Annotated in this window: 17 protein-coding genes, 3 tRNA genes and 2 pseudogenes; 18 read left to right on the top strand and 4 right to left on the bottom strand. The window is 38.2% G+C overall.

Annotated elements, in window-relative coordinates:
• Positions 1 to 67: 67 nt before the first annotated feature.
• The 17 genes and pseudogenes from AB1471_RS16190 (at position 68) to AB1471_RS16110 (ending at position 12069) form a co-directional block, all read left to right on the top strand.
• Positions 68 to 151 (top strand) — tRNA-Tyr (locus AB1471_RS16190).
• Positions 152 to 210: 59 nt separating this feature from the next.
• Positions 211 to 285 (top strand) — tRNA-Gln (locus AB1471_RS16185).
• 1 nt (position 286) lies between these two features.
• A tRNA-Lys gene (locus AB1471_RS16180) sits at positions 287 to 359 on the top strand.
• A 313-nt stretch (positions 360 to 672) separates the two neighbouring features.
• Positions 673 to 1575, top strand: coding sequence for an arginase (gene rocF, locus AB1471_RS16175; protein ID WP_367780802.1), 903 nt, complete (start codon positions 673 to 675; stop codon positions 1573 to 1575).
• Between the two features lie 342 nt (positions 1576 to 1917).
• Positions 1918 to 2481, top strand: coding sequence for an RNA polymerase sigma factor SigW (gene sigW, locus AB1471_RS16170; RefSeq protein ID WP_367780801.1), 564 nt, complete (start codon positions 1918 to 1920; stop codon positions 2479 to 2481).
• 14 nt (positions 2482 to 2495) lie between these two features.
• Entirely contained in the window at positions 2496 to 3119 is a 624-nt protein-coding gene (locus AB1471_RS16165; protein WP_367780800.1) for a zf-HC2 domain-containing protein, read from the top strand.
• A gap of 187 nt (positions 3120 to 3306) precedes the next feature.
• Complete coding sequence (gene cdaA / locus AB1471_RS16160; protein ID WP_367780799.1) at positions 3307 to 4149, top strand: diadenylate cyclase CdaA; 843 nt, start codon at positions 3307 to 3309, stop codon at positions 4147 to 4149.
• Positions 4142 to 5455: a CdaR family protein gene (locus tag AB1471_RS16155; RefSeq protein WP_367780798.1), complete on the top strand. Its 1314-nt coding sequence runs from the start codon at positions 4142 to 4144 to the stop codon at positions 5453 to 5455. Before cdaA ends, AB1471_RS16155 begins: the two co-directional genes overlap by 8 nt.
• Before the next feature lie 52 nt (positions 5456 to 5507).
• Complete coding sequence (gene glmM / locus AB1471_RS16150; RefSeq protein ID WP_367780797.1) at positions 5508 to 6854, top strand: phosphoglucosamine mutase; 1347 nt, start codon at positions 5508 to 5510, stop codon at positions 6852 to 6854.
• A 718-nt stretch (positions 6855 to 7572) separates the two neighbouring features.
• The gene (gene glmS / locus AB1471_RS16145) at positions 7573 to 9375 is read left to right on the top strand and encodes a glutamine--fructose-6-phosphate transaminase (isomerizing) (protein ID WP_367780796.1); all 1803 of its coding nucleotides are present in this window, start codon (positions 7573 to 7575) and stop codon (positions 9373 to 9375) included.
• Between the two features lie 150 nt (positions 9376 to 9525).
• Positions 9526 to 9762: pseudogene (locus AB1471_RS16140) on the top strand (TnsA endonuclease N-terminal domain-containing protein); the annotation flags it as partial.
• A gap of 16 nt (positions 9763 to 9778) precedes the next feature.
• Positions 9779 to 10213 carry a hypothetical protein gene (locus AB1471_RS16135; protein ID WP_367780795.1) on the top strand — a complete coding sequence of 145 codons (435 nt, stop codon included), beginning with the start codon at positions 9779 to 9781 and terminating at the stop codon, positions 10211 to 10213.
• Positions 10214 to 10452: 239 nt separating this feature from the next.
• Positions 10453 to 10794: a hypothetical protein gene (locus AB1471_RS16130; RefSeq protein ID WP_367780794.1), complete on the top strand. Its 342-nt coding sequence runs from the start codon at positions 10453 to 10455 to the stop codon at positions 10792 to 10794.
• 282 nt (positions 10795 to 11076) lie between these two features.
• The gene (locus AB1471_RS16125; RefSeq protein ID WP_367780793.1) at positions 11077 to 11262 is read left to right on the top strand and encodes a hypothetical protein; all 186 of its coding nucleotides are present in this window, start codon (positions 11077 to 11079) and stop codon (positions 11260 to 11262) included.
• 122 nt (positions 11263 to 11384) lie between these two features.
• A pseudogene (locus AB1471_RS16120) lies at positions 11385 to 11600 on the top strand (N-acetylmuramoyl-L-alanine amidase); the annotation flags it as partial.
• Positions 11594 to 11809: a LysM peptidoglycan-binding domain-containing protein gene (locus AB1471_RS16115; RefSeq protein ID WP_367780792.1), complete on the top strand. Its 216-nt coding sequence runs from the start codon at positions 11594 to 11596 to the stop codon at positions 11807 to 11809. The pseudogene AB1471_RS16120 and the gene AB1471_RS16115, both read left to right, overlap by 7 nt.
• 95 nt (positions 11810 to 11904) lie before the next feature.
• Positions 11905 to 12069: a hypothetical protein gene (locus AB1471_RS16110; RefSeq protein WP_367780791.1), complete on the top strand. Its 165-nt coding sequence runs from the start codon at positions 11905 to 11907 to the stop codon at positions 12067 to 12069.
• A gap of 41 nt (positions 12070 to 12110) precedes the next feature.
• Here AB1471_RS16110 and AB1471_RS16105 read toward each other — a convergent pair whose 3' ends face one another.
• A complete protein-coding gene (locus AB1471_RS16105) occupies positions 12111 to 12716 on the bottom strand; it encodes a hypothetical protein (RefSeq protein WP_367780790.1) in 606 nt (201 codons plus the stop codon).
• A gap of 1204 nt (positions 12717 to 13920) precedes the next feature.
• On the opposite strand from AB1471_RS16105, the gene AB1471_RS16100 reads away from it, so the two are divergent.
• Complete coding sequence (locus tag AB1471_RS16100; protein WP_367780789.1) at positions 13921 to 14514, top strand: hypothetical protein; 594 nt, start codon at positions 13921 to 13923, stop codon at positions 14512 to 14514.
• Positions 14515 to 15507: 993 nt separating this feature from the next.
• Here AB1471_RS16100 and AB1471_RS16095 read toward each other — a convergent pair.
• The 3 genes from AB1471_RS16095 to AB1471_RS16085 form a co-directional block, all read right to left on the bottom strand.
• Positions 15508 to 15648: a hypothetical protein gene (locus AB1471_RS16095; protein WP_367780788.1), complete on the bottom strand. Its 141-nt coding sequence runs from the start codon at positions 15646 to 15648 to the stop codon at positions 15508 to 15510.
• Positions 15645 to 16331 carry an AimR family lysis-lysogeny pheromone receptor gene (locus tag AB1471_RS16090; protein WP_367780787.1) on the bottom strand — a complete coding sequence of 229 codons (687 nt, stop codon included), beginning with the start codon at positions 16329 to 16331 and terminating at the stop codon, positions 15645 to 15647. The genes AB1471_RS16095 and AB1471_RS16090 overlap by 4 nt, the downstream gene beginning before the upstream one ends.
• Positions 16332 to 16340: 9 nt before the next feature.
• Positions 16341 to 16641: hypothetical protein (locus AB1471_RS16085; RefSeq protein WP_367780786.1), on the bottom strand; the 301-nt coding region annotated here is incomplete at its 5' end.

Below are 16641 nucleotides of genomic sequence, written 5' to 3'. Positions count from 1 at the left end.
ACTGACTTGTAATCAGTAGGTTGGGGGTTCAAGTCCTCTTGCCGGCACCAGTTTTCACATTAAATACGGAGGGGTAGCGAAGTGGCTAAACGCGGCGGACTGTAAATCCGCTCCTTAGGGTTCGGCAGTTCGAATCTGCCCCCCTCCACCATTTTTAAAATTGTTTCTATATTGTTTTATGGGTCATACTAAATGAAACCTCTTAGACATTGGGCTATAGCCAAGCGGTAAGGCAACGGATTTTGATTCCGTCATGCGTTGGTTCGAATCCAGCTAGCCCAGCCATGAGCCATTAGCTCAGTTGGTAGAGCATCTGACTTTTAATCAGAGGGTCGTAGGTTCGAATCCTACATGGCTCATCTTTAAAAATCTCTCATCATTGATGGGGGTTTTTTTTTTGTTAAGGAAATTGAAAATAGAATTTGTCATGTAAATGGGTCATTTCCGCGTAAGAGCAGGATTTTTAGACAGTAAATCATCAGTTCAGATAGTAATGAAGGTAGTCCTCCGCACATTCACACAAAAATGGATAAAAAACGCATTTTCTCTTCGCAACTTTTTGACCAACGCATATATATACACAACATTGCTTGGTTGAGTCACTGTAGGTGTAAGCGTTACAATAGAATAGTTAGAAGATTCTATTAAAATAGTGTTAGGGGATGAATTATAATGAAAAAAAAGAATATTTCGCTTATTGGTGTGCCGATGGACCTTGGACAAATGAGACGTGGTGTAGATATGGGGCCGAGTGCGATTCGTTACGCAGGAGCGATCCAGCGACTAGAGCAGCTAGGTCACCAGGTTGAGGATTTGGGTGACATTCAAATTGATCAAGCAGAGAGTGTACATATGACAGATACCAACTTACGTAATTTAGATGCCGTTGTTAAAGGTAATATGGAGCTTGCAGATACAGTGAAAGAAGCTAAGGATAAAGGTCATTTTCCGTTAATTTTAGGCGGTGATCATAGTATTGCGATTGGATCGCTTGCTGGAATTGGTCAGAAATATGAGAATCTTGGTGTGATTTGGTATGATGCACATGGTGACTTGAATACGGGAGATACGTCTCCTTCTGGGAATATTCATGGAATGCCGCTTGCTGTCAGTATTGGAATTGGGCACTCAGATCTAGTGAATATTCATGAATACACGCCGAAAGTAAAGCCAGAGAATATTGTTATTATTGGGGCACGCTCACTAGATGAAGGCGAGCGCGAACTGATTAAGGAAAAAGGCATTCGCGTCTACACGATGCACGAGATCGATCGCATGGGCATGACGAAGGTGATGGAAGAAGCAATCCAGTACTTGAAGGAAAACACGGATGGAGTTCATTTGTCATTAGACTTGGACGGTTTAGATCCAAGTGATGCACCGGGAGTTGGAACACCTGTCAATGGTGGAATCAGCTACCGTGAGAGTCATTTAGCGATGGAAATGTTGGCGGAATCAGACATTTTAACGTCTGCAGAATTTGTAGAAGTGAATCCAATCCTTGATGAAAAAAATAAAACAGCAGCGGTTGCAGTTGCATTGATGGGTTCATTGTTTGGCGAAAAATTGTTATAAGAGTTTATGTCGGAAAAGAGCTGGTGTGCATATACACTGGCTCTTTTTTGCACGACGCAATTAGTTGTGGAGATTAGGCTGGTAGAAACACCTTTAACAAGATCAATGCATATCCTCTAGAGTCCTTTCCTCTTAAAATAAGTTTAAAATTCTACCATATTTTTTGAAATAAATGGATGACTCATTACTTTTTGAGTTGTATAATCATATTGTTAGCTAACCGAAACTTTAGCATGATTACATATATTTTTTAAAAAACGTGCATTCATAAAAAAGAGTGAAACCTTTTGCTAAGAATAGTCGTAAAGGGTTATAGCCGCATGAAGCGGAGGTATAGAGAGAATGGAACTCATAGTTAAAAAGAGAATAAAACAGGTGCTTAAAGGGGATCAGAATGCATTTGGTGAGATTGTGGAACTATATAAAGATAAAGTGATTCACGTTTGTTACCGAATGCTAGGGAATCGACATGAGGCGGAGGATATATCACAAGAGGCATTTATTCGCGCGTATATTAACATACACACGTTTGACGTCGACCGTAAGTTTTCAACATGGCTGTATCGAATCGCGACCAATTTGTGTATTGATCGCATCAGAAAGAAAAAACCCGATTACTATTTGGATGCTGAAGTTACTGGTACGGAAGGGTTGACGATGTACTCTCAGATTCAGGCAGATGGTCGTTTGCCTGAGGAAGAAGTGGAGTCAATGGAATTACAGGACTCAATTCAACAAGAAATTGTAAAACTACCTGATAAATATCGTTCTGTGATCGTATTGAGATATATTGAGGAGCTCTCGTTAAAAGAAATTAGCGAGATCCTGTATCTACCACTTGGCACTGTCAAGACAAGAATCCACCGTGGTCGAGAAGCGCTACGAAAACAATTAAGAACAATGTAGAGAGGGTGAGTACTGTGAACACTTGTCCTGATAAAATGGTGCATTATATGCATGAATATTTAGATGAAGAGTTGTCACACGAAGATGAAAAAGAGTTAAAGTCTCACCTTCATGAATGCGAAGCGTGTCGCACTCATTTTCATGAACTAAAACGGACGATTGCGTTAGTGCAAAGCACCTCACATATCAACGCACCGCAAGACTTTACAGAAAAAGTGATGAACCGACTGCCCAAGGAAAAGAAAGAGGTGGGAATGCGACGTTTGTTGCAACGCCATCCACTACTCGCTGCGGCCGCTGTATTTATGGTTTTAATGGGAGGTAGTGTTTTTACTTCTTGGAACGACGGGAATGAGTTTGCGTTTACTAAAATAGAAAATGTTGTGGTTGATGGACAAACAGTGGTTGTACCAGAAGGCGAAGTGGTTGAAGGTGACCTTGTTGTACGTAATGGTGACCTTCGCGTTGAGGGTGAAATAAAGGGTGACGTTACGATGATTAACGGCGATCGTTATATGGCCGGGGGTGGTACAATTACAGGTGATATTGAAGAGATAGACCAAGGATTCGAATGGCTTTGGTACAACATCAAATCAGTATTCAAAGATTTGGGTGGTTTCTTTCAACCGAATGAATAACCGCTAAAAGCATTGACTTGTGGGAGTGGGTCGATGCTTTTCTTCATTTAAGCGCGGTGTTACAAGATGAGTCTATGGTAAGATAAGCGTATGTTTGTTACTATGTATGTTATAATGAGATAGTTTAAATGGATATTATGCAACCCTTATATAGGGATTTATTAAATAAATAAGTGGAGGAAGTCATATGCCGTTTGCTGATCTATTCTCCGATTTAACGGTGTTGGATGTTGTAACCAACGCAGTGGATATTCTGCTCGTATGGTTTGTGATCTATAAGTTGATCACAGTGATTCGCGGGACGAAGGCTGTGCAACTCTTAAAAGGAATTTTTGTCATTGTTATCGTCCGAGGGCTCAGTAACCTTCTTGGGTTTAATACATTAGAGTGGATGATGGAACAGGTAATGCTTTGGGGTGTTCTTGGTATTATCATTATTTTTCAACCAGAGCTTCGTCGCGCACTCGAACAGCTTGGGCGTGGTCGAATATTTTCACGAGGTAATCTGCGTGAGAACGAGGAGCAGGATCGCTTAGTAGAAGCGGTGACGAACGCAGTTAGCTACATGGCCAAACGTAGAATCGGCGCGCTAATTACGCTTGAAAAAGAAACAGGGATGGGCGATTACATCGAAACAGGGATTCAAATGGATTCTATGCTGACATCTGAGCTGCTGATCAATCTTTTTATTCCCAATACACCTTTGCATGACGGAGCGGTCGTTATCCACAAAAAACGTATTGCAGCCGCGGCATGTTATTTACCTTTGTCAGAGAGTCCTTTTATTTCAAAAGAGCTTGGAACAAGGCACCGTGCAGCACTTGGTGTGAGTGAAGTAACAGATAGTATTACGATCGTTGTATCAGAAGAAACAGGAGCCATTTCAGTCACTAAAAATGGAGAACTTCAACGAAATTTGGAGCTAGAGGAATTTAGCAAGCTGATTCGTCGTGAATGGTTTGTTGGAGAGAATGAGACAGTAACTACCTCAACGGGATGGAATTGGAGGGGTAAAAAGAACAATGGATAAATTCATCGATAGTCGCTGGTTTTTAAGAGGATTTGCTTTGCTCATGGCTTCGATCATGTTCGCCACTGTCAATAACCCTGGTGATCAATTAAATAGCTCAGATACTGGAAAAATTGAAAATGTACCAGTTGAAGTGATTTATGATAAAGAATTATTTGTCGTAAGTGAGATTCCACCTACCATAGATGTGACCATTGAAGGGCCGCCTCAAATTGTGGCTAGTGCAAAAACGCTTCGTAATTTTCGTGTATTTATTGACTTAAGTGAGGAAGAAATTGGTACAAATGAAGTGGAAATTCAATATGAAGGGTTATCAACAAACCTTAGTGTTACGTTATCCACTGCAGTTGTAAATGTCAAAATCGACGAGCGAGTATCAGAGGAATTTCCCGTCGAAATAGACTATAACAATGATATTATTCCTGAAGGCTATGAGGTCGATCAAATTAACACCAATCCAGAAACAGTTTTAGTAACAGGTGCCAAAGAAATTGTTGAATCGATTCGCCACGTACGTGCAACGCTTAATTTGGACGGTACGGTGGAAGATGAAGAAACAGTTGACTCACCTGTCCGAGTACTAAATGAAGACCTAGATAAATTAGAAGTATCCGTTGAACCTTCAAGCGTAGATGTGTCGATTAGTGTTGTACAACCGAGTAAAGAAGTGAAACTAGTACCCGAACCAACAGGCACAATAATCCAAGGGTTCGAATTGAAAGAGTTATCATTAACGCAAACGACCGTTACGATTTTTGGTCAACCAGACGAAATCGCAAATATTGATGAAATTGAGGTTCCGTTTGATTTATCTAGTGTGGAAAAAAGCGGATCAAAAATATCAGTGCCAATTCCTCTTCCAAATGGGGTAAATAAACTATCACAAGAAATGGCCTCGGCAATCGTGATATTTAATGAAGTGGAGGAAGCGGCCGATGATGAAGAATCAGTGGCTGAGACAGGATCTGTTGAAAATGAAGAAGATGAAGAGAATACTGGAGAAAACGCTAGTCCAGATACAGAACAAGAAGAGCTGGAGTTATCTTCTCTTCCTGTTGAGGTAAGAGGTACAGGTGATGATCTGAGGGTGACCTTTATTGGGCCACCAAGCGGGGAGCTGGATCTGCGAGTGACAGGTGAGCCAGACGTGTTAGAGGAACTAACTGAATCAGATGTTGCTTTATATGTAGATGCAACGGATCTTACTGAGGGTAAGCATGAGCTGGATGTTCAAATTGAAGGACCCAAAAACGTGACATACATATTGTCTCAAGTGGACATCACCATCGAGCTTACGCAAACCTAATATATGCGATCCAGTCGAACAACGGTAAAGATAAGAAGGAGCGATGACAGAAATGGGTAAATACTTTGGGACAGACGGCGTTCGTGGCATAGCGAATGCAGAGCTAACACCAGAACTAGCATTTAAACTTGGACGCTTTGGAGGCTACGTGCTGACAAAAGAAACGACGAGACCGAAAGTATTGATCGGTCGAGATACAAGAATTTCAGGACACATGCTTGAAGGAGCACTAGTAGCGGGATTGTTATCAATTGGTGCAGAAGTTATGCGTCTTGGCGTTATTTCAACACCAGGAGTAGCCTTCTTAACAAAAGCAATGGGGGCTCAAGCAGGCGTTATGATCTCTGCTTCTCACAACCCAGTGCCAGATAACGGTATCAAATTTTTTGGGCCAGATGGTTTTAAATTAACCGATGAGCAAGAAGAACAAATCGAAGCACTAATCGATGCAGAAACAGACGAAACACCACGTCCAGTTGGTTCCGATCTTGGTATCGTGACAGATTACTTTGAAGGTGGACAAAAGTACCTGCAATATTTAAAACAAATAGCAGACGAAGACTTCTCAGGACTTCACGTAGCGCTTGACTGTGCACATGGGGCAACGTCGACGCTTGCAACACATCTATTTGCAGATCTAGATGCAGATCTATCAACAATTGGTGCATCACCAAACGGCTTAAACATTAATGAAGGCGTTGGCTCAACACACCCTGAAACACTTGCTGCTTGCGTAAAAGAAAAAGGAGCGGATGTAGGACTAGCCTTCGATGGTGATGGCGACCGTATTATTGCGGTCGATGAAAACGGTACAATCGTAGACGGCGATCAAATCATGTTCATTTGCGCGAAGTATTTGAAATCAGAGTCACGTTTAAAGCAAAATACGCTTGTATCGACGGTGATGAGTAACCTTGGCTTCTATAAAGGCTTAGAAGCAGAAGGCATTCATAGCATACAAACAGCCGTTGGCGATCGTTACGTGGTAGAAGAAATGAGAAAAGGCAATTACACATTAGGTGGAGAACAGTCTGGTCACATCATTTTCCTTGACTACAACACAACAGGTGATGGCCTGCTAACAGGTCTACAACTTGTGAACATCATGAAAATAACGGGCAAAAAACTTTCTGAACTTGCGGGTGAAATGGAAATATTCCCACAGCAACTCGTTAACATCCGAGTAAGCGACAAGCATGGCGTAACAGACAATGCACGTATAAAAGCAGTAATCGAAGAAGTCGAAAGCGAAATGAACGGCAACGGCCGCATTCTTGTTCGACCATCCGGTACTGAACCACTAGTACGCGTGATGGCAGAAGCTCAAACAGCAGAACAATGTGAAGCGTACGTTCACCGAATTGCGGTAGTTGTTGAGAAAGAAATGGGTATTGCTTAAATGGATCATGAATAAATGAATTAGCTGGTACTGTGCTTGGAAAGCGCGGTGCCAGTTTTTTGTTGTGAGGATGGAGGGTGTGTGAAGGACCTTCTGAGGAGCGGATAATGGAGTGATACACTTTGATGATAAACGAAGGACAGTGCCGATGAAAACGATAGGTCGATGGACCCGATACGCGGATAAATGGCATGTAGACTTCGATGAACGAGTGATAGCCGCGGATAAATAGGGACTAAGCTTCGATACATGAGAGGTAACCGCTGATAAATGCGAGCGTTTCATGCAACTCAAACTCATCGGCAATACACGTGTCCGTACTTTACTATGTTTTATGATCAATTTACATAAGCTGTTTGACGAAATGAACGTAAATCGAGTATGATAATATATGTACCCCCCATTATGTAAAGGGGTACACACATGTAAATTAAGCCAATAAAGAAAGGTGGATTGTAAGGTTACTACGTACTAAAAAGCGCCAGGACTGTTCGCAGCGAATGCGGCAGTTGACGAGGAGGAGGAGCATCGAGTTTTCGGCGGATGCCTCCCGACTGAAGTTGCACAGTCGTACGCCCAATCTTAAATCATGAAGGTGACTTCGTGGACAAAGGAGCGGGATTGCAGCATATCTTGATCAAACAAACGAGAGATAAGGGGGGCCAAGTCGTCCCCTGACGACCCCTGGACCTCCTTTATCAACAGGAGGATACGAATTATGTGTGGAATTGTAGGATATATTGGACTAAATGACTCAAAAGAAATATTGCTAAAAGGTCTTGAAAAACTTGAATACCGCGGTTATGATTCAGCCGGCATCGCTCTGCAAAACGAAGATGGCGTGACTGTATTTAAAGAAAAAGGCCGTATCGCAGACCTTCGTACAATCGTCGATGACAACGTAGAAGGATCAATCGGAATTGGTCATACACGTTGGGCAACCCACGGCGCACCAAGCAAAGTGAATGCTCACCCGCATCGAAGTACGACTGAACGTTTCACCCTAGTGCATAACGGAGTCATCGAAAACTACTCCCAGCTTAAGCGTGAATACCTGTCATCAGTCGAGCTTACAAGTGAAACCGACACAGAGATCATTGTCCAGCTAATTGAAACATTTGTTGAACAAGGACTTTCAACAGAAGAAGCATTCCAAAAAGCATTAAAAGAACTAAAAGGTTCTTATGCAATCGCTCTTTTAGATAAAGAACTTGAAGGAACAATCTTCGTTGCAAAAAATAAAAGCCCATTACTCGTTGGACTAGGTGATGACTTTAACGTGGTAGCATCTGATGCAATGGCGATGCTGCAAGTAACCGACCAATTCGTCGAGCTTATGGACAAAGAAATGGTCCTTGTGACAAAGGAAGATGTGATCATTAAAAACCTAGATGGTGAAACAATGACACGCGCTCCTTACACAGCTGAATTAGATGCAAGCGACATCGAAAAAGGTACGTACCCTCACTACATGTTAAAAGAAATCGATGAGCAACCACTTGTGATGCGTAAAATCATTCAAGCGTACCAAAACGAAATGGGTGACCTGACGATCGATCATGGCGTGCTAAATGCTGTGCTCGCTGCAGACCGTATCTATATCGTAGCTTGTGGAACAAGTTATCACGCTGGACTAGTAGGGAAAGAATTCCTTGAAAAAACAGCTAAAATTCCAACAGAAGTGCATGTAGCGAGCGAATTCGTCTATAATATGCCACTTCTATCAGAAAATCCGTTATTCATCTTTATCTCTCAAAGTGGTGAAACAGCTGACAGCCGCGCTGTACTCGTACGCGTGAAAGAGCTAGGACATCCAGCATTAACTTTAACAAACGTAGCGGGCTCAACCCTGTCACGTGAAGCGAACCATACGTTGCTATTACATGCAGGACCTGAAATTGCGGTTGCTTCAACAAAAGCCTACACAGCCCAAATCGCTGTCCTTTCCATCCTTTCAGAAGTGGCTGGAAAAGTAAAAGGCTTCGACATGGAATTTGACCTTGTCCAAGAACTAGGAATCGTTGCAACGGCAATGGAAGCCCTAACCGACGACAAAGAAGCATTCGAACAAATCGCACGTGACTTCCTAAGCACAACGCGCAACGCCTTCTTCATTGGTCGTTCATTGGACTACCACGTCGTACAAGAGGCAGCGCTTAAACTAAAAGAAATCTCTTACATCCAAGCAGAAGGCTTCGCTGGAGGAGAACTGAAACATGGAACGATCGCACTAATCGAAGACGGCACACCCGTACTCGCACTAGCAACACAAGAAAACGTCAACCTAAGCATCCGCGGTAACGTCAAAGAAGTAGCTGCACGTGGCGCACACACATGCACCATCGCAATGAAAGGACTCGAAGAAGAAGGCGACAGCTACGTGATCCCACATGTTCACGAACTACTAAGCCCACTCGTTTCCGTAGTCCCAACGCAGCTGATCTCATACTATGCATCGTTGCATAGAGGATGCGATGTCGACAAACCACGTAACTTGGCGAAGAGTGTGACAGTGGAATAAGAATTAAGTATTCGTAATTTAAGTTGTAGGTTTGAAATAAAGTCGCGATGTTTTTAAAAAAGATGCGATGTTTTGAATAAAGTCGCGACGTTTTTAAAAAAGTTGCGATGCTTTACCCCTTTAGATATGATTGTCTAAAGGGGTGTTTTTATGTCTAAAAGAAGAAGAACATCTGAAATTGAGAAGTGGATTAAAGAAGGTCGTGGCTCAGGTATTGGTGCAGATTATAAGCCATGGCTGAATATTCAAGATGTATCTTCATTAGGTCGTTCTACACGTTTAAAAGGAATAAAGACGAATAGACAGCATGAGTTTTTATCTGATTTGGAACGAAACTATTTCTATATGACTGAATATTCAAATTGTACTGTTGATATTCGTAAAAAAAGATGAGGTCAAGTAGTTGTCTGAAGTGGAGGGAATGAAAATAAAATTTCAAATTTTAATTACTTGTATAGCACTAAACACTATTTTTTTAAGTATTAAATATCCTTTTTTTGAGCATTTTTTTACATCGTATCTTCTATATACTATTTTCATAGGAATTGCATTAGTGCTCTTTGCTTTACCACTTTCTTATTTGGTAGATCGAATCACTATTTTTAGTAACGTAGAAAAATTGATCGTGAGATATACGATTTATATTATTCCTGGTTTTATCCTGGTTTCCTTTATGCCAGAAATAGCTATTTTACTGTTGTCTTTTATTGTCGCAAGTTCCTTTTTTGTGATTGAGTTTGTCTTTGGGAAAATAGGTGGAAAATTAAGAACTATTATTTGCACTTTAATAACAGTTACGTATGTTTGTATTTTGTTTTTTTCTATGTTATTGATATAAAATAGAAACCCCAAAATATAAGACACCTGTTGATTATAGCCTTTAGCAAACGAGAAAAAACATATATTTTAAAAGTAAGCGTAAAATATTCCCCACATACAATTTGTAAATAACCCATGAGATAATCTCTTACATACGTTATGTGGGAGGTTTTTTTATGAAAAAATAGAGACAGAATATAAAGAAAGAATGGGAAGCACATATTCAAGACTATAAGAAAGTGGGTTATCAAAAGCTGATTGTGTCAAAAACAGAACCTACCGGTTCAGCGACTCTATTACTGGCTGAGAAAATTATTGCCTCCAATGGAGGATCATCGTAAAAACGAACGTGCGAATTGGAGTTCGATGAATGTTCCTGTCACAGAAGAGGAAATACATGCGACTATTCGCATTCATATGAAAGAATCCACCATCGAACTAGATGTTCCTTTTACCCCACAAGTACTTCTGCACGTTGCACCGTTTTACTCTTTGGATATTCCACTTTTGATCAAACTTTTTTATAAAAATTGTACACTAATTCACAAGGAAAACATCCATTTTGATCAATCTTTTTTCAAAATGGATGCTTTTTATTAGTTGTAGAATGAGGCTTTACGTGAGATTTTTGATCAAACTTTATTCCAAACCAACATAAGTTGTAGATTTGAAATAACGTTTAACCGTTTATAAAAAAGTTCGACCGTTTTGAAAAAAGATTAACCGTTTATAAAAAAGTCGCACCGTTTTACCCCTTTGGATATATACTTTTGATCAAACTTTTTTATAAAAATTAAGCGATCAATTTAAAGAGAAGCATCCATTTTGATCAATCTTTGTTCAAAATGGATGCTTTTTGTTTGTCATAGCATGAGGCTTTACGTGACATTTTTAATCAAACTTTATTCCAAACCAACAGTTAAAGTATCCATTTATCTGATTATCATTATTGTTTCAATTGTACTAAGTGTTGCAATGGCTGTGACACTTCCAGGAAAATTAAAGGAACTAGGAATCAATTTTGCTGATCTTCGTGAACGCATAAGCCAGCGAAAACAACGCCAATGATTCACCAGGTTTTCACAGTTGGTTCATCTTCTATTCACGCAGGGTTCACCCACCGTTCACAATGGTTATAGGGTGCCCTTGGAAACGCATTTACAGGTTCCTGGGGAACTCATACAGGTGTTGAAACGTATGTTTATACTTCCATGCCAGCTAATTCAAAAAAATCAGCTGATATTGTGCAGCCTAAACTTTCAGCTGCAATGGGGTTAAACAATAGAGGTGTGAAAGCTGCAAACTTTCAAGTGGTAAGAGAAACAAATATGCCAGCTATTCTTACAGAAGGTGGATACATGAATTATCTATTGATATTAAGAAGTTATGTGATGACAGTGTGTTAAAGGCTGCTGGTGAATCTATTGCAAAAGATTTAGTGGAATATTTAGGACTGAAAAAGAAATCATCTGGTGGTTCTTCTTCATCCACACACACAGTTAAATATGGAGATACTTTGAGTGAGATTGCCCAGGATCACGGCATGACTACAAAATCGTTGGCAGATTTAAATGGGATCAAAGACTATATAAAATCACTGTTGGCCAAGTATTGAAGCTTAGTGGTTCATCATCGTCCTAAACAAAAGAGTACGTACAGCTTCCATCATCAGAAGCAACCTGGAGAACGTATAAATTAGATGTGCAGCCTGTGACTAAAAATAGTGACTGGAGTTTAACACCGTCTGCATTTGGCGGACTAGAATATGAGATTCTAGGCAAGCCATCCACAGACGTGATTACGATTGATACAAGTAAAGGAAAGAGAAATATTTATGTTGCTGCAAATACAGGAGCGAAAATTGTGAAGAAATGAATAAAAACCCCTCTACCGTTTGGCAGAGGGGAAATTTTTATTTATTCAACATCGAATACAACTATCTCATCGTCATTAGGTTCAATTGATAGATTGAAGTCCTCACCTATCTCAACCTGTCCTACAACATAACCTTCTGTTTCCTCCATTGGTAAAATATCACCTTTTAGAAGTCCAATAGAATCTTCTTCTATGTTTACTTCCTCTGCATTGTATTCATTTTCTCCACTCAAGAATTTAAAATCAGACCATTCAAAGCTAACAGTCTCATCTTCTATTGGTGAAAAAACAAATTGAACATGTGCTTTTACCACGGCAAATTCAAAACCTTCTTTTGGTTCAGCATCTGGTAACATATCATTAACTTCTTCTCCTCTTAACATATCAACCATCGTATAGTTAGCAAAGTAAGCATATTCCTCACCTTCGTCATTTTCTCTAATAAAATTTATGGTTATTGTACTCCCAAAATTTAAAGGATTTTCTTTTGTTGCGAAATCTTCATCAAATTCATCTTCTTCTACTTCCTCTTGTGGTTTTTCATTTTCATTGTTCATAGATCCGTTTGAATCTTCATCAGTTCCACAAGCTGATAATAGTAAGATTGATAATGCACCCATTGTTGGTAATATTGTTTTAATGTTCATTGTAATTTCTCCTATTCAATTTCTATTTTGTTAATTATAAGATTTTATAGAAATGTACATTCTACGTTTTCTATCAATATCATTTCCTGCATTTCTTACATGTACTTCTAAATCCATCTTTAGCTCTTCTTGCTACATGGTAGTAATCTCTAGTCAACGGTAATTCTTCTTTACACGTAATACAGATTTTACTCATTCTTTTTTAAGATAGGTTCATAGCATACAACATTATAGGTTTACTCTATCTTTAGGATTATATAAATACAAGTCCAAATTATGAACATATTATTGTGCAAAAATGGACGCAGGTTATAAATACCATTTGTGTTGAATAGTTATTTATAACTAGTTATCAGAAATAATAATTCAATTTATTAAACAAGCTTTTTCATCTTCTGTAACAATGCTTGCCAATATCACACCAATTAAGCTGAGTGTAGCCGGTGCGTTTTACTATGCTTATGCTTTATATATTCTGTTTTGAGCAAGCTGGCATAATAGTATCTAACGCTGGAAAACAGAAAAATTTCGGCACGCATCCGTTTTGATCAATCGTTTTTTCAAAACGGGTGCTTTTCATTCGCTGTAAAATAAGGGTTTTCAGAACATCTTTAATCAAACTTTATTACCAAGCAACATTTCTTTAGAATGATACATAATTATTTTTTGTATCATTCGGAAGAACCACGAATTTCCCTTAGCGTAGGGAAATTCAGCTTTTATGTTCCAAATATTGTCTTAGCGTATATTTCCGTTAAAATGTTGGCGGTACCCCTAAAAGAGATAAGTGTTGATTTGAAATAAAGTTGCATCGTTTTATCCCTTTGGATATTACACTTTTGATCAAACTTTTTTATAAAAAGTGTATACTAATTCACAAGGAAAGAGTCTATTTTGATCAATCTTTTTTCAAAATAGACTCTTTTTGTGTATCGTGAAATAAGGGCTTGTTACGTATTTTTAATCAAACTTTATTCTAAAGCAACAATAATGTGTGGATTTGAAATAAAGTTGCACCGTTTTGAAAAAAGTCGAACCGTTTTACCCCTTTGGATATGATTATCTAAAGGGGTGTTTTTATGTCCAAAAGAAAAAGAACATATGAATTTTGGTCCTGGTGCAAAAACAATTAGACGAACGACAACAGAAAAATTGAAAATATTTTTATGGTAAAATAGATTACTAAAAAAGGAGGAATTTTATCATGAAAAAATTAGTAACGTTTGGTCTAAGTTCGTTGATTGCGTTTGCTATCGCATTTTCGTTCAGTCCTATTACTACAAATGCGATGATGTCAGATGCACAAGATGAAAGACCGCAAAAACCACCGGGCGACCTGGGTAAATTTAAGGCAGGATTTGATTTAAAGTGGGGTAGCCAAGTAAAATATGTGAGAGATAAAGGCAAGATCATAGGACATATCTACATCAATACGATTAATGAATTTAATCCGGATCGTCCTAATTATAATCTTTATGAAATACGCGCATCCCGAGCGGGTGAATGGTTTAATCAAATGAGTATGGTTATAGAAATTGATCATTCTGTACCTGGTGAAAGCCGTATTGAATTCATTGGGGATGCACGCGTATTAGCTGCACCGGGGTATTGGCTAAATTCTTTCCCTCAAATTTATTGGAACAATACAGTGGAAAATGAATTTAGTCCTGCCTATGCAGAAATGTTACAACATATTGCTATAGATGGTGGAAATGGCGGTTCTTTTGGTTTTGCTACAATGGATGTGTTCATAAAAGATGGTGAATTAAAAGTCTATGTTGATTTTTATAAACAGTAGAATAAAAAATCGGTCCAGTAACTACTTTTCCGAACCGATATTAAATGTGGCTTTAAAACAAAGTTTGATAATTTATGAAATCCGATAATGATCGATAAGACCGCCTTGTATTAATGAAGTATACTTGGCGGTCTTATCTATATTTTGCACAAAACCGAAATGCTTAAATCACCACCATCATTAATACTGAAAAAAACATCTTTGTAAACGTTTTCATTTTTTCCTCCTAATAAACGATACAAACTAAGTTATACCGCATTTTATTTTGTTAATTATCTATAACATCAAAATGGGACTTTATCATTGTCCATTCTGCTACTTGCTTCTGCCTGAATAGGATTACAACATAAGCCCTGCTGGTACCCATACGGATCAAGGCTTTGATTATAGATCATCTATCCACCATACAACGCGGTTCTCAATCAATCGCATCACCTCGTCTTTTTAAAATTCTTCAAATTATATTGAATATCCTTTTTTGCGAGTGAAAAATCGCAACCAAATAATCGCTCTTTACAGACATTATTTTCACTTTGAATAATGGTATGAATGGTGTGGGATTAAAACAAAGTTTAATGGTTTTGAATAAAGTCGTACTGTTTATAAAAAAGTTTAACCGTTTTAGAAGGGGGATTTTGAAGGGAACGTTGCTGTAGAAATGTTTATGAAAAGTTTTGATCAAACTTTTTTATAAAAATTGTATACTCATTCACAAGGGAAGAATCCATTTTGATCAATCTTTTTTCAAAATGGATTCTTTTTATTTGTCCTAGCATGAGGCATTACATGACATTTTTGATCAGACTTTATTCCAAACTGACATAAATTGTGGATTTGAAATAAAGTTTGATAATTTGTAAAAAAGTTTGATTAAAATTCCTGTATTGATATGCAGGAATTTTTTGTTCCAAGAACGCAAAGTAATTGAATTTCTCTCTAAATAATAAAAACGCAATCCATTAATGGATTGCGTTTTTATCTATAGCAATATTCTTAATAAGGGGTTACATCACTCATTGGCCCAACATCACTCATTGGCCCAACATCACTAAAAGAAGTAGGAACTGCCTCCTCTATTGAAATCGAGCCCAAAATTGAAAAAGTTAATACGAAAGCTATCACTAATTTTCTCATGCATATTTCACCTCTTTCAAATTGTTATACACCATGTTAATCATCTCTTCATTTTCGCCTAATCGCTTTAATTCTTGAACAGGAAGCAATCCATATAATCGATCTCCACGTTTTAAATATCCATTTAGTGACTTCCAAAAATAATCACGATTATCCGTTACCATCCCTTTTATATAAAGTGTGTCAGGTGTGACGTCTACTTTATCAAGGAGTGCTAAACCTTTTTCTTTTTCACCATTCATGATGTGGTTAAACGCTATATTGTGGTCAATATAAATCTGATCAAGTTTTCTTCCTCTTCGAATACTAATTAATTCGATTTTGTTTTGCATCCAATTTACTGCAAAACCCAAGCCTAGTTCTTTGTAAAGTTCTATACTTTTTTCAAGATACTGTACAGCTTGTGTTGGATCTTCATCATGTATATGAGAGTCACCAAGATTTACATAAGACACAGCGTCAAATCGTTTTCCTATTGGATTTTTAAGTGCTTCATGTGCTAGTTCTCTTACTTTTTTAAAATCACATATATTTCGCAAATATACATTTTGTAATAAATAATTAGTACGCATTTTTAATGATGTTTGTATATAACTATTTTGATTTTGATCAAGTTTAACTTTTAATTTTGGCAAAAGGGCTATAATTTTATAAAAATTTAGTTCTTGATAATGAACGTACACTTCTAAAATTTATTGAAAAATTTGCATTTCTTCCGTTTTATTTTTTTGAGAAATGATTTTATTAAACAATTCTTTTGAAACGTTTTTTTGATTTTGTTGATCTTTTCGCTCCATATTTAGCCTATACATTGCTGAAAATTCTTCTAAATGATTTTCATCATTGGCTTTTAAATCGGCTCTATCACAAAGGATTTCTAACATTTCTCTCATATCATGTGTATCGCAATACTCCATTGCCATTTTTATATCAAACGAATCTTGAATCTCTTGAATATAAGCACGCATTAATTCTTCTTCTTCTTCAAAGCAT

The organism is Jeotgalibacillus marinus (assembly GCF_040801915.1).
Lineage (GTDB): Bacteria > Bacillota > Bacilli > Bacillales > Jeotgalibacillaceae > Jeotgalibacillus > Jeotgalibacillus marinus.
Note: the sequence above shows the minus strand (reverse complement) of the source record. Positions and strands in the feature narration are given on the sequence as shown.